The sequence below is a fragment of the Gilliamella sp. WF3-4 genome (assembly GCF_001690275.1).
GTDB lineage: Bacteria > Pseudomonadota > Gammaproteobacteria > Enterobacterales > Orbaceae > Gilliamella > Gilliamella apicola_C.
In genome coordinates this window covers 80,281-99,124 of the sequence record NZ_LZGW01000056.1, presented here as the reverse complement: position 1 = coordinate 99,124, position 18,844 = coordinate 80,281, and the positions used below count along the sequence as shown (strand labels likewise).

Genomic DNA, 18,844 nt, shown 5'->3' with positions numbered 1-18,844 from the left:
GTGAAATAAAGTTATTTTAGTACTACAGGCAGCATCCACCTTATAACTGCTTGATTTCACTTAAAAATGCAAAATAAAAACTTCAATAAAATCAATGGCTTTTCTGAACGATTTTTATATAGAAATGCAATGAAATTTTTCATCTTTTTTGTTTTAGTCATTAACTGTGTCACTAGTTTATCAAGTTGATATCAACAATCTAAAATCGCTATTTTTTCTAAAATAGATTAGTATGATTTTATTGATTTTTGTTGGCTAAATTTATTATGGGCATATCTTCAAACAATTTGACGATTAAAGATATTGCAAAGCTTTGTGGGGTAAGCAAATCGACGGTGTCACGGGTGATAAATCATGACCCAATGGTTAGAGCCAGTACACGCTCCAAGGTGATAGCAATGATTGAACAGCATCAATTTACGCCGTCAAAATCAGCTCGCGCCATGCGTGGTTACGGCAATAAGGTCATTGGTATTATTGTGACCCGCCTTGATTCATGGTCAGAAAATCAAGCGGTTCGCAGTATGTTGCCTATTTTTTATCAGCATGGTTATGATCCTATTATTATGGAGAGTCAATTTAGTGCCGTTAAAGTTAAAGAGCATTTATCCATGCTAAAAGACAAGCAAGCTGATGGCGTGGTTATTTTTGCGTTTACTGGGCTTGAGCATTCATTATTACCCTTCTGGCAAAATAAAAGTGTGGTGATTGCCAGAAAGTTTCCTGCTCATACTTGTATTTGTTATGATGATATAGGGGCAGTAAATACGCTACTTACCTATTTATATCAGTCACAACGACATCAAAACATTGGGTATCTTGGTATTGATCAACAAGACCAAACCACTGGCGCTCGGCGTTACCAAGCTTATCTGGATTTTTGTCAGCAATATCAACTGATCCCAAATGCGGCCTTAGGTCAATTAAGTTATCGCTCAGGCTATGAGCTCGCCATACCGGTATTAGCACAAAAGCCATCGGCAATTGTTTGTGCAACAGATAGCATCGCATTAGGATTAAATAAATACTTACACGAAAAACAGTTAGAACATATTGTGGTTGGTAGTATTGGTACTAGTGAACTACTGAGCTTTCTTTTTCCTAAAACTTATGTCGTTGAGCTGGGTTTTGATAAAGCGGGTAGTTATGCCGCTCAAGAATTGTTGAATCTATTACAAAATCAGGCCTCCTTTAAAACTATCACTGTGCCTTGCAAGTTGATAGGCTAGTAACCTCCCTATTTAGTTAATTTGTGCTTATTTAATCTCAATTTGTGATGTCAATCACAAAAAAGGGAACGTTCCCATTTATTAATTATTCAATTCAATCTATGCTTAACATTAAGCAAAAAATAGTCAGATGATCTATTCAAATAGAATGATTTAGACTGAGATTTTACCAATCAAGGGAACGTTATTATGGCTAAAGACTTAACAATAACCACAGAATCTATTGGGCAATTGATTGATTTTATTGGTGGTAGTAAAAATATTGCCAGTGTCACCCACTGTTTAACAAGGTTACGCTTTGCGCTGGTTGAACCCAAATTAGCTAAAATTGACGCGATAGAAGCATTACCTTTTGTCAAAGGCTGTTTTATTAATGCTGGACAGTTTCAAGTCATTATTGGTACCAATGTGGATAGCTACTATAAAGTATTGATACAACAATTAAATTTAAGCGAATCAAGCAAAGAACAAACCAAAGTTGTGGCTAAACAAAATATGTCGTTTTTTGAAAGGTTGATCTCTAATTTAGCCGAAATTTTTATACCCCTGTTGCCTGCTTTAATTGCTGGCGGGTTATTACTGGGACTGCGTAATGTGCTTGGTGATATGCCATTTATTGACAATAAACCGCTTACCGAAAGTTACCCTTGGTTAGCACCAATTTATAGTATTCTTTGGTTACCTTGCGAGGCAATTTTTCACTTTTTGCCCGTTGCTATTTGTTGGTCAACCACCAAAAAAATGGGCGGATCGCCGGTACTCGGTATTGTGTTGGGGGTTACCTTAGTTTCGCCTCAATTAATGAATGCTTATGATTTAGGTAGCAAAATACCCGAAGTATGGGGTTTTGGTTGGTTTACTATTGCTAAAGTTGGTTATCAAGCACAAGTGATTCCCTCGATTTTTGCTGGATTAGCACTCGGCTTTATCGAAACCCGTTTACGAAAAATCGTTCCCGATTATTTAACTTTGGTTATTGTACCTATTGTTGCGTTACTAACTTCGGTCTTTTTAGCCCATTTTATTTTAGGCCCATTTGGTCGCATGTTAGGTAACGGTATTGCTTATATTGTTAAATACTTAATGACCGGTGATTATGCCTTTATTGGTTCGGCTATTTTTGGCTTTATTTATTCACCACTGGTGATTACAGGTATTCATCACACCACGCTTGCTATTGACATGCAGATGACCAATAGTATGGGTGGAACACCAATTTGGCCCATTATTGCTTTATCTAACATAGCTCAAGCTTCAGCCGTGGTTGGTATCATTTTAGCCAGTAAAAAACAAAATGAACGTGAAGTCTCTGTGCCTGCGGCGATATCAGCTTATTTAGGCGTGACTGAGCCTGCCATGTATGGCATTAATTTGCGTTATAAGTTCCCGATGTTATGCGCCATGATTGGCTCGGCGTTAGCCGGATTAATTTGTGGGTTAGCTGGCGTGTTGTCTAATGGCATTGGTGTTGGCGGCTTACCCGGCATATTGACTATCAAACCGATATATTGGTCAATTTATGCCGTTGCTATGTTGGTAGCAATTGTCGTTCCGATTGTTTTAACCTCGTTAGTTTATAAAATAAAACAGAAGCAAGGCACGTTAAATATCCGCTAACTTATTGATGTCACTTTTTATCGTTGTATTAACTAAACGGTAAGTGATACTGATTAACTGATTAACAAAAAGAGTGCACAATGAACAAAATTACAATTCCTTGGTGGCAAAATGGGACTATCTATCAAATTTATGTAAAAAGTTTTCAAGCTAGTGGCACAAATTCAACTGGAGACTTACAAGGTATTATTAAGCGATTAGATTACTTAAAAAACCTTGGAATTAGTGCCATTTGGTTAACGCCAATCTATCCATCGCCGCAAATTGATAACGGTTATGATGTTTCGGATTATTACGATATTGATCCAAGTTATGGCACAATGGCTGATTTTGAGCTACTCATTGCACAAGCTCATCAACGAGATATCCGAATTATGATGGATATGGTGTTTAATCATACTTCAACCCAGCATCCTTGGTTTAAAGCGGCTTTAGATAAAAATAGCCCTTACCGCTCCTTTTACATATGGAAAGATGCCGCCCCAAATGGAGCAGAGCCGAATAATTGGTTATCAAAATTTGGTGGTAAAGCGTGGCAATGGCATCAACCATCAGAGCAATACTATTTACACTTATTTGCTAAAGAACAAGCGGATCTCAACTGGGAAAACCCAACCGTTCGTGATGAAATCAAGAAAGTGTGTCAATTTTGGGCGAATAAAGGGGTCGATGCGCTTAGGCTTGATGTGGTTAATTTAGTGTCTAAACAGCAGAATTTTCCTAATGATGAAAATGGTGATGGACGACGATTTTATACCGATGGTCCACGTATTCATGAATTTTTACAGGATCTGAGTACTAATGTGTTTCAACCCTACCAGTTGAAAACGGTTGGTGAAATGTCATCAACCACACTAGAAAACTGCCGAGAATATGCCGCATTAGATGGTAAAGAATTGACTATGACCTTTAATTTTCATCATCTAAAAGTCGATTATCCTAATGGCTATAAGTGGTGTTTAGCTAAACCTGATTTAATTGAGCTTAAAAAAATTATCGGTTATTGGCAAACGGGCATGCATAATCAAGCGTGGAATGCCATTTTTTGGTGTAATCATGATCAGCCACGCATTGTATCGCGCCTTGGCAACGAAAACCAATATCATACACAATCAGCCAAAATGCTAGCCATGTTGCTGTATGGTTTACAAGGAACACCTTATCTTTATCAAGGCGAAGAAATTGGTATGACCAACCCCCATTTTACGGATATTACGCAATATCGCGATGTTGAAAGCCTGAATATCTATCAAGAAAAACTCGCGCAAGGCATGACAAAGCAGGAAATCTTAGCCATTTTAGCCAGTAAATCCAGAGACAATAGCCGAACCCCAATGCAATGGGATAACTCAGTTAATGCAGGGTTTACGCAAGGTGAACCATGGATTGAGGTTGCCGATAATTATCCACAAATTAATGTTAATACCGCACTCAATAATCCCGATTCAATATTTTATTGTTATCAAACTTTAATTGCGCTCCGCAAGCAGCATCCGATTTTTATTTTAGGCGACTATCGCGATTTTTCCGCTGATATTGGCGATTATTGGGTTTATGTACGTAGTTATTGTCAGCAACAACTATTGGTAATAATTAATCTTACTGATAAAAAAGTCAATTACGCATTACCAACACAATTACAACATCTAAGCTGGAATCAATTATTAAGTAATTATCCAGATAGCCCGTTCTTAGGTTCGCAAATAACATTAAGGCCTTATGAAGCAATGTATTGGCTACAACAAAATAATTAAGCAAGCAATATGGGCAATCAAAGATAGATTGCCTGTTTTTATATAATCATAATGGTAGTAAGTCATATAAAAACTTGTACATATTAACCAAAGCTTGCCTTTCCTTAGCTTAATTTGGCATTTCATGTATCAAATCGCTAAATGCCCATTATGTCGTCACAATGGGTGGCAAACCATGTACTATTCAATTTGTTTACTGCGAAGGCTCAATTGAGTATCAAATAGCGCATACAAATCCTATCAATGGCAAACATTCACCAACCTACCTATCTAGTCAGCGCACCAAAATTAAGCAAAAATATAAAGTAGAAGAATAGTTTTTAGATGGCTAGATTTATTAGTAACGATCAGCGATAATCCTAAACAACCTTATCAAATTTGCTGTTACTATGTTTATCATTTATCATTCTAACCAAGTCGATCTACTCAAGACACTATTAAGTGAATTGATGCTCAGGCAACCATTAGAAGACGTATTCATACCTGATGTCGTTATGGTGCAAAGCCAAGGTATGGCACAATGGTTGCAAATTGCGTTAGCTGATGAATTGGGGATTGTGGCTAATGTTGACTTTCTTTTTCCTACACAGTTTATTTGGCAGCTATACCAAAAATTGTTACCCAATGCGCCAACTGAAAATAGTTATAATATTGAATCAATGACGTGGCGTTTATATTACTTATTACCCCAAGTTATTAAGCAACCTGAATTTAGTGCACTTAGCCATTATCTTAATGATGATAAACACGATAGAAAACGCTATCAACTCGCAACGCGTATCGCTTGGTTATTTGACCAATATTTAGTTTATCGCCCTGATTGGTTGGCAAAATGGGAAGCCAATCAAACTGTTGCCGAATTAAAGCATCATTCTGATGAAACGTGGCAAGCCGAGCTTTGGCGCAAGCTAATAGCTATCAGCCAACCTTATCATCGGGCTAATATTTATCAGCAAATGCTTGAGATTTTGTTAGATAAACATTTTGATCGTGCTTGTTTAGATCCGTTACCTGAGCGTATTTTTATTTTTGGTATTACTTCGCTTCCCCCTATTTATCTCTCATTACTTTCAGCACTTGGACAACATATTGATGTCCATTTAATGTTTAATAATCCATGTAAATGGTATTGGGGAGATATTGTTGAAAAACAATTATCAGATATCGAAAATACGCCAGATAAAATCCCTAATCCATTATTAACTTCGTGGGGGAAATTAGGTCGAGATAATCTATTTTTACTACAAGAATTTAGCCATAAGCAAGATATTGAAGCGTTTGTCGATCTGGATTGTTCTTGTTTGTTACAGACCATACAACAAGATATTTTGGATCTTTATCAAAGCGAATTTTGTAATAAACATATATCATCTATGGATAAGTCCATTTCATTTCATGCCTGCCATAGTGAACAGCGAGAAGTTGAAGTGTTATATGATTATCTGTTATCGGTTTTTGATGATGATCCTACATTGGAGTTACGTGATTGCATTGTTATGGTGTCGGATATTGATAAATATGTTCCTTATATTCGCGCTGTGTTTGGAAATGCTACTGGAAAGCGATTTTTACCTTTTACTATTTCTGATCAAAAAGCACGAAATATTGATCCGATTGTGCAAGGTTTTTTCACTATCTTAAATTTTCCTCAAAGCCGATTTACGGCCGAAGAGCTATTTAACTTATTAGAAATCCCCGCTATTGCCGAAAAATTTGCCATTAGTGAATCACAATTAACTTTGCTACGAACTTGGATTGTGGAATCGGGTATTCGTTTTGGGCTTGATAGTGGACATAGTTGGTTATTTGGGCTTAAACGGTTATTGCTTGGCTATACCATGAGTAGCGAACAAGGTGGCTGGCAACAGATATTACCTTACGATGGCGCTACGGGCTTAGATGCTGAATTAATTGGCCAATTAGCCGAGTTTATTAACGTTGTTAATGAGTGGGTTGCTATTTTAAGTGAAGAAAAATCCCTAATGGATTGGCAACCTTGTTGCCTTAAATTGATTAATGATTTTTTTGTCAGCAATCCGCAACGTGAATCCATTTTGTTGATGCTTGAAGAAGAATGGCAAAAATTGATTAGTAGTGGTTTAACGGCTAATTATACAGATAATATATCTATCGCTATCTTGCATGATGCTATGCAATCACGTTTAGAGCAAAATCATTTGGCTCATCGTTTTTTAGTTGGTAAGGTAAATTTTTGTACCATGATGCCAATGCGCTCAATACCGTTTAAAATTGTGTGTTTGCTTGGTATGAATGATGGCGATTATCCAAGAACATCTCTTCCCCTTGATTTTGACTTAATTGCACATCATCCAAAGCGAGGGGATCGTAGTCGTCGTACGGATGATCGTTATCTATTTTTAGAAGCAATTTTATCCGCCCAAAAACAGTTATATATCAGTTATATTGGTCGTGATATGAAAGATAATAGTGAGCGTTATCCTTCTATACTTGTTGATGAGCTTTGGGAATATATTGTTCAATACTATAATAATCAATCTGTAAATAGTTTAGATAAGCATAGTCATCTTGATGCGTTAAAAATTATCCATACACGAACACCATTTAATCCTAAAAACTTTTTACAAGATCCTAAAAGTTATGCCGACGAGTGGTTACCTGCTGCATTACAACAAGGTAAAAGCCAATCATTTATCAGCGAAATTCCAACAATTATTGTCGATGACATTAACCTTGATGAATTAAAGCGATTTTATCATCATTCTATTCGTCTATTTTTACAGAAGCGTTTTAATTTTTATGCTAATTATCTAGACGATACTTTGCCCGATGCTGAAAATTTTAACTTGGATAATTTAAAACGTTATCAATTAAACTTGCAGATTTTAAATCAACAAATTACAACAAATAGTCAAGATCCAGATAGTTTTTATCAACAATTAGCCTTAACTGGCGAGTTACCAGATGGTGCATTTGGTGAAATTATTTATGATGAACAATTTGAAGCACTACAATCATTAGCGAATAAAATCAATCAAGAACGCTTGGTCATGACAACCCAAGAAGTCAATTTAACCATTTCGACCAATAAAAAAGATTATTCATTGCAAGGTTGGCTAACTCATATTCAAGATGACGGTATATTGACATGGCGCCCATCAAAACTTTCAATTCGAGATGGGATTTCGTTGTGGATTGATCATTTAGTTTATTGCATCTTAAACCCTGGTAAAGTTGAAAGCCAAAGCCGTATCTATGGTCTAGATGGTAAACAATGGCGTTTTTTACATTTACCAAATGATGAAGCTATGGCAATTCTAACCACGTTAGTAGATGGCTATTTGCATGGTATCAATCAACCTTTATTGTTACCTGTGCAATGTGCATGGGGCTGGTTAATGGCAGCCTATAATAAGAAAACAGGTGAAATTGTCGCCAGCGAAAGCGCAATAAATAAGTTATTAAATACTTGGCAAGGTGGCTTTAATCAATCTGCTGAATGTGACAGTTATTATGCTCGCTTGTATCCTGAATTAACGGACGAGTTAATTGAACAGATTATATTTGCAGCTCAGCAATTTTTATTACCCATTTTATTACATCAAGTAACGGTAGAATAAGGCGACATTATGTTTATTGATACACATTGCCATTTTGATTTTCCACCTTTTGCTGGTGCGCTTGGCGACTCAATGTATAAGGTGCGTCAAGCAGGCATTGTTGGGTTAATTATACCTGCGGTTAGTGCTAATTATTTTGATACTGTTTTACAACTTACGGATCTTTACCCTGAGCTTTATGCTGCTTTGGGATTACATCCTATCTATCAACATACAATGGCTGATTTAGAGCTGTTAACCCATATTGTTGAAACCAAACCTAAAAAATTAGTTGCCATTGGTGAAATAGGACTCGATCGCTATGATTTAACAGTAGATTGGCAACAGCAATTATCGTTTTTTAGATCACAATTAGCACTTGCCAAACGGTTTGATTTACCTGTTTTGATTCACTCACGCAAATCACACGATATTATGTACCACGAATTGCAGCAAGCCAACTTACCTTGCCATGGCGTGATACATGGATTTTCTGGTAGCTATCAGCAAGCCATGCAATTTATTAAGCTTGGCTACTATATTGGTGTCGGTGGTGTAATTAGTTATGAGCGAGCGAATAAAACGCGAAATACTATTGCCCAATTACCACTTGAAAGCTTAGTACTTGAAACCGATGCGCCTGACATGCCATTAAGCGGTCGCCAAGGGCAAGTTAATCGTCCTGAATATATTGTTGAGGTTTTTAAAGTCTTGTTGCAATTACGCAAAGAATCATCAGATCATATACTTAATACCATTTTAACAAATACCTTGACGTTATTTAGTAGAATCAACAGAGTGAAAAATACACAAAACAACTAAAATAACCCTAGCCCTGTCGTACTATAACGATGCCGGTTTGGTTTAGGATAGTGATTTTAGCCCCATTATCAGTATTGCTTTAAAAATATCGTTTTCCATACGGCGTTGTTTAATCGCGTTGCGCAAAGCTAGCAACTCTTGCTCTTGCGAACTACAATTACTTTTTTTAAATGAGTCACTTTGGCTGGCTTACGTTATCAAACGCTCCAATGCTGATGGGGTCAAATCATATTCTGCAACGATTTCACTACGTGATTTACCGTGTTGCTAAAGACTAACCTTTTGATGTTTAAAATCATCATTGAATATTCGCCTTTTTTGTTTAATCTTGGTAGTCATGCCCAAATTGGTCAAGTTGGCGCCAGCGTTATTATTGTGGTTGCCATTCATAATACACTAGGAATGATCAGCGGTTACTGGAGCGGACGTTTATTGTTTTTTGATGAGTCAACCTGTCGAACAATGTCTTTTGAAGTAGGAATACAAAACTCTGCGCTTGCAGTCACATTAGGTACTCCCTATTTTTCGGTATTATCAGCTTTTTCTGCTACGGTATTTTCGGTTTGGCACAATATTTCTGGCTGGCTATTGGTAAGTTAACCCTGTTAAAAATAAGAAAAAAGCCAATAATTGATAAATATTATTGTAAAATAGCATTTATCATATCTCCTACCGAATACAACACTCAGTAGAATATCTTGATTTTCAGTGCTTATACCAGTACTTATTCTGCATTTAAATCAATTTTGGGTTAGATTAAAATGAATAGCGAATTACAGTTATCCCCCTTTGTGTATCGAATATTACCATGGATTGCAGCTTTTGCTTTTTTTATGCAATCACTTGATACGTCAATATTAAATACAGCTCTACCCACTATGGCTAAAGATCTTAATGAGTCCCCTTTAAATATGCAATCAGCAGTAATAAGTTATGCATTGACTCTAGCATTGTTTATTCCTGTCAGCGGTTTTTTGTCGGATAAATTTGGCACAAGAAATATTTTTGTCATGGCTGTTTCGCTATTTACACTTGGTTCTTTGCTTTGTGCTTTATCCAATTCATTACTTTTCTTAGATATATCACGCGTTATTCAGGGTATTGGTGGTTCAATGATGGTACCCATATCACGTTTGGTGTTAATTAAATCTTTTAAACGTAGTGATTTTCTAGCGGCTTTAAATACAGCCACCATTCCAGGCCTAATTGGGCCTGTTTTAGGCCCTGTATTGGGTGGTTATCTGGTTGATGTGGTAAGTTGGCATTGGGTATTTTTTATTAATTTGCCTATTGGTATTTTAGGCGTAATCATTAGTTGGAAATATATGCCCAATTTAAAAGGCGAAAAGATGCCTTTTGATCTGTTTGGTTTTATATTTATTGTTGTTGCTTTTATTAGTGCCACTTTAAGTGTTGAGATTTTAAACCAAAATCAGAAATATGATCTTCCATTGTTACTTGCTGCCATTAGCTTGTTCTTTTTGGTTATTTATCGTCGATATGCAAGAAAAAAACAGGCTCCATTATTTCCACTATCGCTTTTTAAGATTCGCACATTCAAAATAGGCATTATTGGAAATTTAATCTGTCGATTAGGAATATCTGGTGTGCCATTTCTTATTCCCTTGTTATTACAAGTAGGGTTTGGCTATTCAGCTATTTTTGCAGGTGTTATGCTTGTACCAATGGCGATTGCGTCAATTTGCACCCGTATTTTTATTCCGCATATTTTAGCTCGCCTAGGCTATCGTTTAGTACTTGTCGCTAATACGATTTTAGCGGGTGTAATGATTGTGCTAATGTCTCAGTTAAATTTATCAACATCACTTATACTAATCAGTTTATTATTATTTTGTATCGGTGGTATTAACTCTATGCAATATACGGCGATGAATAGTATAACTTTAGCTGATTTACAAGGTGAAACAACAAGTAGTGGCAATAGCTTAATGGCAGTTAACCAACAATTAGCAATTAGTTTTGGCACAGGATTTGGGGCGGTTTTACTCAGATTGATAAGCAATACGACTAATACTATTCACGCATTCCAACTAACATTTGTTATACTTGGTGTTGTTACCATATTATCAAGTTTTATTTTTGCGCAATTAAAAAGAGAAGATGGACAAAATTTAACTGCTCATCATCAAGAAACAAGGAGATAAGCATATGTTCCAATACCAAATTATCCCAGTTACCGCTTTCCAAGAAAATTGTAGCATTATTTGGTGTGATAAAACGATGGAAGGGGCTGTTATTGATCCTGGTGGTGAGCCAGAGCTACTTAAAAAAGCGATTGAAAAACTAGGTGTTAATATTAAACAAATTTTATTAACCCATGGGCATTTAGATCATGTTGGTGCAGCCGTTGAATTAGCTAAACATTACAACGTGAAAATTATTGGGCCAAACCAAGAAGATGAATTTTTATTAACCTCTTTGCCACAACAATGCGTTCAGTTTGGTTTTCCACATACTGACAGTTTTTTACCTGATCGTTGGTTAAAAGAAGGTGATCAGATCCAAGTAGGAAAAACTACCCTTGATGTGCTTTTTTGCCCAGGACATACCCCAGGACATATTGTTTTTATTAATCATTTGGATAAATTAGCTTTTGTTGGTGATGTTTTATTTAAAGGTAGTATAGGGCGAACTGATTTTCCTCGTGGCAATCATGCCGATTTGATTTCGTCAATTACCCACAAATTATTACCTCTTGGCGATGACTTTATTTTTGTGCCAGGGCATGGGCCGATGTCGAGTTTTGGTCATGAACGAATTAGCAATCCTTATCTAATCTAAGTTAAGAAATACATAGCCTTTGTTATTACATTTTTATTTTAGTGCGTAATAACAAAAGCTCCTCTCATTACCCTAATGTAAACTATTTTAATAAAAAATAGTTTACATTAGGGTGCATTACGTTATCATAGTTCTACTATTTATGAATAAAGGTAGAAAATAATGAAACAACAACTGACTTCGTATTATCCAACGTTTATTACCACATTGGTTAACTTATCTTCTTGGCAACGTAAACTATTGGCTACCACAAGTGCGGCATTACTCTTAGGGCTAGCGGCTAATATTAGTATTCCAACTTACCCCGTTCCATTTACATTACAATCATTAGCGGTGTTGTTAATTGGTGCTTTCTTAGGTCGTAAGTTAGGTACATTAGCCATACTCCAATACCTATTGTTAGGCGCAATGGGGTTACCGTTATTTGCCAATGGTAGTGGTGGAATTATGGCGCTGGCTTCACCATCTTCTGGCTACTTATACGGCTATGTTTTTAGCGCTTATTTAGCGGGGTTTGCAGCAGAAAAAGGTTATGATCGTCACTTTATTTTCGGTTTAATTGCATTTGCTTGTGCGCATCAATTATTATTTGCATTTGGTGTTGTTTATTTGATGGGCTATTTGCACATTAGTTTTATTGATGCTTTAAAAGTGGGTTACTTTCCATTTGTCGGTATTGATGCGCTCAAATTTATTATTGCAACTTGTGTAATGTTTTCTCTATGGCGTTATCGTGCTAAAAATCAATAATATTCAAAGTGGCGATATCATCTTCCAAAGCCTTAACGAAGATAATGATTTTAGTGACGCGATAAACTGTTCTGGCGCAGTGCCTAACATGGATAAAATAACAAAAAATATCAATCATGTCGGTTTATATATCGGAAATAATATCGTTATTGAAGCAACGCAACAATATGGTGTGATTGAACAACCACTGGCTGATTTTGTTTGTGCAGCTAAGCGCAATATTATTGGCAGAATCGATGATTTAGTTGTTATTAAAAATGCAATTAAGCGAGTTAAAACTTGTTTAGGTTCACCTTACAATCATAGCTTTTATCCCGATTCGGACGGATTTTATTGTAGTGAGCTGATCACTTATGCTTTCAAAACTAAGCATGGTAGTGACTATTTCGCATTATATCCAATGAATTTTAAGGATTTAACGACAAATCAAATTTTACCTTATTGGATTGATTATTATCGTGAGCTAAAGCAGAGGATCCCACAACAAGAGCTTGGCTCACATCCACAGCAATTACTTAGACAAGACCACTTATTCAAGACAATCCTAACACTTGAATTATCCTAAAAGGAGGTAATTAACACAAAAAAGCATTTTACTATTGACATAGCGCCATTAAATCTATAATATGCGCGCTACATTTCGGTTCCTCCATAGTTCAGTCGGTAGAACGGCGGACTGTTAATCCGTATGTCACAGGTTCAAGTCCTGTTGGAGGAGCCAACTTTCATGTTTTAAAATCTCACCTTTAATAGATAATATTTTAATACCAAGTCATCTTATCCACCTTTTATCACGTTAATATCAGCAATCTATATTGTATTTACAAATAAATTATTCATAATAATTTAGCAATAGATCTATCAGAGCTAGATATATAAAGCTCCATTCGATCATAAAGTTGATGATATATTTATCGGTAAGGAGGAATGAGCAATGCATGTACATTTTATTATTCATGAAGCTTTTGAAGCGCCTGGTGCCTATGAGCAGTGGGCCATGATGCATCATCACACAATAACCTATTCTCGTGTTTATCTAGGTGAATCGCTTCCTCACCATATTGATAAGATTGATATTCTTATTATCATGGGCGGGCCTCAATCACCGTCAACAACTCAACAAGAGTGTGCATATTTTGACTCTATAGCAGAACAAGGTGTGATCTTGTCTGCGATAAAAGCGGGTAAAATGGTCATTGGTGTGTGTTTAGGGGCGCAATTAATTGGCGAAGCATTAGGAGCAAATCATGCCAAAAGCCCAGAAAAAGAGATTGGGAAGTTTCCTATTACACTAACTGAAATCGGTAAAGCCAATCCTTTATTTGCTGATTTTGGAAGTGCATTAGAAGTTGGCCATTGGCACAATGATATGCCAGGTTTAACCAAAGATGCCCAAATTATTGCTTATAGTGAAGGCTGCCCTCGCCAAATCATTGCTTATGGCGAATTAGTTTATGGATTCCAATGCCATTTAGAGCTAACGCCTAAAGTAGTTGATTTACTGATTGCCAATTCACAAAAAGAGTTTAGTCATACGGAAAAATACCGCTTTGTTGATACCCAAGATAAACTTCGCTCTCATAATTACACTGAAATGAATCAAAAGCTTTTTACTTTTCTCGACAAATTGAGTCAGCTTTATCTTTCGCCTTAAAGAAAATAATTGATTATATATTGATTAATAAGGAAATTAAAAAACATGAAAAATATTACCGTTGATAAGCCAGAAAAACGTAGCAAATTAAGACTAAAATTAGGTAAAGAATATTTTATATTAAAACGTAAATTAGATTGGTGGCGACATCGCAAAGTTTATAGCGCTGTTGATATCCATAATAATACATGTTGTTATTCGCATAAAAAACATCAGTCTGTTTTGTTAAGACCATTAAAAGATGTTGATATGTATTTACAATATAACAAAATCACGAATTTGCGCTTAGCAATCGAAAAACTAAATGGTTCAATCATTAAGCCCAACCAGCGCTTTTCGATCTGGCATAAAGTAGGGCGTCCATCTAAAAAACGAGGATTTTTAGAAGGGTTATCGCTGCATAATGGGCAAATAGGTAAAGATATTGGTGGAGGGTTATGCCAATTAGGTAATTTGATTTATTGGATTGTATTACATTCTGATTTAACAATTCTGGAGCGTTGGCGGCACAGCTTTGATGTTTTCCCTGATATTAATCGTACAATTCCATTTGCTTGCGGGGCAACCTTGTCTTATAACTATGTCGATTTACAGTTGATCAATAAAACTAATACAACTTATCGACTTAACCTGTGGCTTGATGATCAATACTTACATGGTGAATTGCTTGCAGATTCGCCTTTGTCTTATGATTATGAAGTATTTGAAACCGATCACCGCATTGAGCAACAATGGTGGGGAGGCTACACTAGACATAATAAAATCTGGCAACGTAAAACCCATTTAATTGATAACCATACGGAAGAAAAACTCATCAGTGAAAATCACGCCATTATGATGTACACTCCATTTATCGCAAATAATGAAACGTAATTGAAAACACAATAATTATCTTAACAATAGATAGTCATCAGCTATCTAAGTGATAGTTTGAGGGCTATACTAATAGTCCTTATACTCATTATAAATTGTAGTTAATACCTAATTATATGAAAGGAGCAAATTTCATGGCTTATACTTTACCTCCCTTACCTTATGCATATGATGCATTAGAACCTTATATCGATTCAGAAACGATGCATCTTCATCATGATAAGCATCATCAAACTTATGTAAACAATGCAAATGCTATCCTTGAAACATTGCCGGCTGAATTGAAAGATTTATGTCCAAGTGATTTATTAAAAAATTTAGATAAAGTCCCTGCCGACAAAGTTACTGGTGTTAAAAATAACGTAGGTGGACATGTTAACCATACTCTTTTCTGGGAATTATTAAAAGTCGGTACCGAGCTTAAAGGTGAACTTAAAACTGCCATCGAAAACGATTTTGGTTCAGTTGATGCTTTTAAAGAAAAATTTGCCGCAGCGGCAGCAACTCGATTTGGTTCTGGTTGGGCATGGTTAGTATTACAAAATGGCAAGCTTGAAATTGTGTCAACCGCTAACCAAGATTCACCAATGATGGGTGAAAAATTTGCCGGCGTTTCTGGCACACCTATTTTAACACTTGATGTGTGGGAACACGCTTATTATTTAAAATACCAAAATCGTCGTGTTGATTATATCGGTGCGTTTTGGAATGTAGTTAACTGGGATAAAGTTGCTGAACTCTACGCAGAAGCTAAAAAATAAATAGTTATTACAATAAAGCTTCTATCCAACCTGTTAAAGATGACATTTTATGTGTCATCTTTTTTATCATCAATAGATTATTCATCAACACCGCCTCTAAAATTGGCAATTGCTAATTTATGCCTAAATCCGCTACAATGGGTGCTTGTTTAAAAAATCATAAACTGAGCAGATCAATTTAAATCATGTTTGAAATTAACCCTGTTAAGTCAAAGATCGCTGAACTTACCGAACGCACGGCTGTGATTCGGGGGTATCTTTGACTATGATGTAAAAAAAGAACGACTAGAAGAAGTCAATGCTGAATTAGAACAGCCTGAAGTATGGGCAGATCCAGAAAAAGCACAAGCGTTAGGTAAAGAACGTGTCGCGCTTGATGAAATCATCGGTACTCTCAATTCATTAACTCACGGCCTTGACGATGTTGAAGGTCTACTTGAGCTTGCTATTGAAGCTGAAGATCAAGATACTTTCGATGAAGCAATCAGCGAGCTTGATCAACTAGAAAAAAAGTTGGTAGGTCTTGAGTTTCGACGTATGTTTTCTGGCAATTACGATAGTGCCGATTGTTATTTAGATATCCAATCAGGATCAGGTGGTACAGAAGCACAAGATTGGGCAGAGATGTTACTTAGAATGTATTTACGTTGGGCTGAATCAAAAAGTTTTACAACAGAAGTAATGGAAGTGTCAGATGGTGATGTTGCAGGTATCAAATCAGCAACAATTAAAGTGTCTGGCGATTATGCTTACGGTTGGTTACGTACCGAAACAGGGGTGCATCGATTAGTCCGTAAAAGTCCATTCGACTCAGGTAATCGGCGCCACACTTCGTTTGCTTCAGTATTTGTGTATCCTGAAGTAGATGATGATATTGATATTGACATTAATCCAGCAGATCTCCGTATTGATGTTTACCGGGCATCAGGTGCTGGTGGGCAGCACGTGAATAAAACTGAGTCTGCAGTACGTATTACACATGTTCCAACCGGGATTGTTACTCAGTGTCAAAATAACCGCTCACAACACAGCAATAAAGATCAAGCAATGAAGCAGTTAAAAGCAAAACTGTATGAGCTTGAAATGCAGAAAAAAAATGCCGAAAAACAACAGATGGAAGAAAATAAATCTGACATTGGCTGGGGCAGCCAAATTCGTTCTTACGTACTTGATGATTCACGAATCAAAGATTTACGTACCGGTGTCGAAACACGCAATACCCAAGCCGTTTTAGACGGTGATTTAGATCAATTTATTGAAGAAAGCTTAAAAGCAGGTTTATAACCCTGCTTGGTGATAAATAAAAGGTAAAATTATGTCAACACAGCAAGAGCAACAAAACCATATTGAAGAGTTAAATAACGAGCTTACAATACGTCGTGAAAAATTATCTGCAATTCGCGAACAAGGCATTGCTTTCCCGAATGATTTTCGTCGTGACGCAATTTCAAGCGATCTTCATAAACAGTATGGCGATAAAACGAATGAAGAATTGATTGAAAATAAAATTATTGTAACTGTTGCTGGGCGTATGATGATGCGCCGTATTATGGGTAAAGCTTCGTTCGTTTCTTTACAAGATGTTGCTGGGCAGATCCAACTTTATGTCACTCGTGATGATCTTCCTGAAGGTTTTTATAACGAACAATTTAAAAAATGGGATTTGGGAGATATTGTCGGTGCTAAAGGTTACCTATTTAAAACTAAAACAGGTGAGCTTTCTATTCATTGTGAAGAAATCCGCTTGCTAACCAAAGCACTACGCCCATTACCTGATAAGTTTCATGGACTGGCTGATCAAGAAATGCGATATCGCCAGCGTTACTTGGATCTTATCACTAATCAAGAATCAAGAGAGACGTTTAAAGCGCGCTCAAAGGTGGTCAGTGAAATCCGTAATTTTATGATTGAAAATAGCTTTATGGAAGTTGAAACGCCAATGATGCAAGTTATCCCTGGTGGCGCATCAGCTAAGCCTTTTATTACGCATCATAATGCGCTTGATTTAGATATGTACTTACGAATTGCACCAGAGCTTTATTTAAAACGTTTAGTTGTTGGGGGCTTTGAACGTGTATTTGAAATTAACCGTAACTTCCGTAATGAAGGGGTGTCGCCAAGACATAATCCAGAATTCACCATGATGGAAATGTATATGGCTTACGCTGACTACAAAGATCTGATTGTATTAACAGAAGCATTATTCCGTCGTTTAGCTATTGCCGTAACTGGCGATGCTGTTGTACAATATGGCGATCATACTTTTGATTTTGGTAAGCCATTTATCAAGATGACAATGCGTGAAGCCATTTGCCACTATCGCCCAGAAACCAATAATGCCGATTTAGATGATTTTGATAAAACCTGTGCCATTGCACAATCAGTTGGCATCAAAATTGAAAAAGGCTGGGGACTTGGTCGTGTTGTCACTGAAATTTTCGAAGAAGTTGCCGAATCAAATCTGATTCAACCAACCTTTATCACCGAGTACCCTGCAGAAGTCTCACCTTTGGCACGCCGTAACGATGATAATCCGTTTGTGACCGATCGCTTCGAGTTCTTTATTGGTGGCCGTGAAATTGGTAACGGATTCTCAGAACTCAATGATGCCGAAGATCAAGCACAACGTTTTGCAGATCAAGTATCCCAAAAAGACGCTGGCGATGATGAGGCAATGTTCTATGATGAAGATTACATTACTGCCCTTGAGCATGGTTTACCGCCTACAGCAGGATTAGGAATTGGTATTGACCGAACAGTAATGCTATTTACAAATAGCCATACAATTCGTGATGTTATTTTATTCCCAACCATGCGACCAGTGAAATAAGGCGTTTATTGCTAAAAACGCACTTATTTTCTGATAAGTGTGTTTTTATACCCAATCCCCTCCCGACTATCCTTAAAGCTTTTTATAAATAACAGCAATAATAAAAAAAACAATAAGTCACAAACAACAACTTCGTTATGTCACAAAGAAATATGTAAAATCGATTGAACATAA

General features: G+C 36.5%; 15 protein-coding genes and 1 tRNA gene. All 16 read left to right on the top strand.

The window, feature by feature from the left end; translation table 11 throughout:
- The first annotated feature begins 266 nt into the window (after positions 1–266).
- The 16 genes from treR (at position 267) to lysS (ending at position 18,670) form a co-directional block, all read left to right on the top strand.
- On the top strand, positions 267–1,229 hold the full coding sequence (treR, locus tag A9G47_RS12705; protein WP_065643058.1) for a trehalose operon repressor TreR: 963 nt from the start codon (positions 267–269) through the stop codon (positions 1,227–1,229).
- A gap of 189 nt (positions 1,230–1,418) precedes the next feature.
- Positions 1,419–2,846: a PTS trehalose transporter subunit IIBC gene (treB, locus tag A9G47_RS12700; protein ID WP_065643057.1), complete on the top strand. Its 1,428-nt coding sequence runs from the start codon at positions 1,419–1,421 to the stop codon at positions 2,844–2,846.
- Positions 2,847–2,926: 80 nt separating this feature from the next.
- A complete protein-coding gene (gene treC, locus A9G47_RS12695) occupies positions 2,927–4,600 on the top strand; it encodes an alpha,alpha-phosphotrehalase (RefSeq protein WP_065643056.1) in 1,674 nt (557 codons plus the stop codon).
- A gap of 389 nt (positions 4,601–4,989) precedes the next feature.
- Positions 4,990–8,199, top strand: coding sequence for an exodeoxyribonuclease V subunit gamma (recC, locus tag A9G47_RS12690; protein WP_065643055.1), 3,210 nt, complete (start codon positions 4,990–4,992; stop codon positions 8,197–8,199).
- 9 nt (positions 8,200–8,208) lie between these two features.
- On the top strand, positions 8,209–9,000 hold the full coding sequence (locus A9G47_RS12685) for a TatD family hydrolase (RefSeq protein ID WP_065643054.1): 792 nt from the start codon (positions 8,209–8,211) through the stop codon (positions 8,998–9,000).
- A gap of 285 nt (positions 9,001–9,285) precedes the next feature.
- The gene (locus tag A9G47_RS12680) at positions 9,286–9,600 is read left to right on the top strand and encodes a hypothetical protein (RefSeq protein WP_065643053.1); all 315 of its coding nucleotides are present in this window, start codon (positions 9,286–9,288) and stop codon (positions 9,598–9,600) included.
- Between the two features lie 161 nt (positions 9,601–9,761).
- On the top strand, positions 9,762–11,165 hold the full coding sequence (locus tag A9G47_RS12675) for a DHA2 family efflux MFS transporter permease subunit (RefSeq protein WP_065579479.1): 1,404 nt from the start codon (positions 9,762–9,764) through the stop codon (positions 11,163–11,165).
- 4 nt (positions 11,166–11,169) lie between these two features.
- Complete coding sequence (locus A9G47_RS12670; protein WP_065566118.1) at positions 11,170–11,802, top strand: MBL fold metallo-hydrolase; 633 nt, start codon at positions 11,170–11,172, stop codon at positions 11,800–11,802.
- 162 nt (positions 11,803–11,964) lie between these two features.
- A complete protein-coding gene (locus tag A9G47_RS12665) occupies positions 11,965–12,552 on the top strand; it encodes a biotin transporter BioY (RefSeq protein ID WP_065566117.1) in 588 nt (195 codons plus the stop codon).
- Positions 12,536–13,117 (top strand): YiiX/YebB-like N1pC/P60 family cysteine hydrolase, encoded by a 582-nt coding sequence (locus A9G47_RS12660; protein WP_065579481.1) that lies wholly within the window; start codon positions 12,536–12,538, stop codon positions 13,115–13,117. Before A9G47_RS12665 ends, A9G47_RS12660 begins: the two co-directional genes overlap by 17 nt.
- 80 nt (positions 13,118–13,197) lie before the next feature.
- A tRNA-Asn gene (locus A9G47_RS12655) sits at positions 13,198–13,273 on the top strand.
- Positions 13,274–13,486: 213 nt separating this feature from the next.
- Positions 13,487–14,206: a type 1 glutamine amidotransferase gene (locus tag A9G47_RS12650; RefSeq protein ID WP_065643052.1), complete on the top strand. Its 720-nt coding sequence runs from the start codon at positions 13,487–13,489 to the stop codon at positions 14,204–14,206.
- Positions 14,207–14,251: 45 nt separating this feature from the next.
- Positions 14,252–15,079 (top strand): VanW family protein, encoded by an 828-nt coding sequence (locus A9G47_RS12645; RefSeq protein ID WP_065579483.1) that lies wholly within the window; start codon positions 14,252–14,254, stop codon positions 15,077–15,079.
- A 134-nt stretch (positions 15,080–15,213) separates the two neighbouring features.
- A complete protein-coding gene (locus A9G47_RS12640) occupies positions 15,214–15,840 on the top strand; it encodes a Fe-Mn family superoxide dismutase (protein WP_065643051.1) in 627 nt (208 codons plus the stop codon).
- A gap of 185 nt (positions 15,841–16,025) precedes the next feature.
- Positions 16,026–17,124 (top strand): peptide chain release factor 2 gene (gene prfB / locus A9G47_RS12635; protein WP_141673563.1). Its coding sequence is split into 2 segments (ribosomal slippage): positions 16,026–16,100 and positions 16,102–17,124, totalling 1,098 coding nucleotides; the frame shifts between segments, so codons are not numbered across the junction.
- Positions 17,125–17,155: 31 nt separating this feature from the next.
- On the top strand, positions 17,156–18,670 hold the full coding sequence (lysS, locus tag A9G47_RS12630) for a lysine--tRNA ligase (RefSeq protein WP_065643050.1): 1,515 nt from the start codon (positions 17,156–17,158) through the stop codon (positions 18,668–18,670).
- Positions 18,671–18,844: the final 174 nt, after the last annotated feature.

Excerpts from the sequence above, each read along its gene's own strand:
- treR (WP_065643058.1), top strand. The coding sequence starts at position 267 with ATGGGCATATCTTCAAACAATTTGACGATTAAAGATATTGCAAAGCTT.
- treB (WP_065643057.1), top strand. The coding sequence starts at position 1,419 with ATGGCTAAAGACTTAACAATAACCACAGAATCTATTGGGCAATTGATT.
- treC (WP_065643056.1), top strand. The coding sequence starts at position 2,927 with ATGAACAAAATTACAATTCCTTGGTGGCAAAATGGGACTATCTATCAA.
- recC (WP_065643055.1), top strand. The coding sequence starts at position 4,990 with ATGTTTATCATTTATCATTCTAACCAAGTCGATCTACTCAAGACACTA.
- A9G47_RS12685 (WP_065643054.1), top strand. The coding sequence starts at position 8,209 with ATGTTTATTGATACACATTGCCATTTTGATTTTCCACCTTTTGCTGGT.
- A9G47_RS12680 (WP_065643053.1), top strand. The coding sequence starts at position 9,286 with ATGTTTAAAATCATCATTGAATATTCGCCTTTTTTGTTTAATCTTGGT.
- A9G47_RS12675 (WP_065579479.1), top strand. The coding sequence starts at position 9,762 with ATGAATAGCGAATTACAGTTATCCCCCTTTGTGTATCGAATATTACCA.
- A9G47_RS12670 (WP_065566118.1), top strand. The coding sequence starts at position 11,170 with ATGTTCCAATACCAAATTATCCCAGTTACCGCTTTCCAAGAAAATTGT.
- A9G47_RS12665 (WP_065566117.1), top strand. The coding sequence starts at position 11,965 with ATGAAACAACAACTGACTTCGTATTATCCAACGTTTATTACCACATTG.
- A9G47_RS12650 (WP_065643052.1), top strand. The coding sequence starts at position 13,487 with ATGCATGTACATTTTATTATTCATGAAGCTTTTGAAGCGCCTGGTGCC.
- A9G47_RS12645 (WP_065579483.1), top strand. The coding sequence starts at position 14,252 with ATGAAAAATATTACCGTTGATAAGCCAGAAAAACGTAGCAAATTAAGA.
- A9G47_RS12640 (WP_065643051.1), top strand. The coding sequence starts at position 15,214 with ATGGCTTATACTTTACCTCCCTTACCTTATGCATATGATGCATTAGAA.
- lysS (WP_065643050.1), top strand. The coding sequence starts at position 17,156 with ATGTCAACACAGCAAGAGCAACAAAACCATATTGAAGAGTTAAATAAC.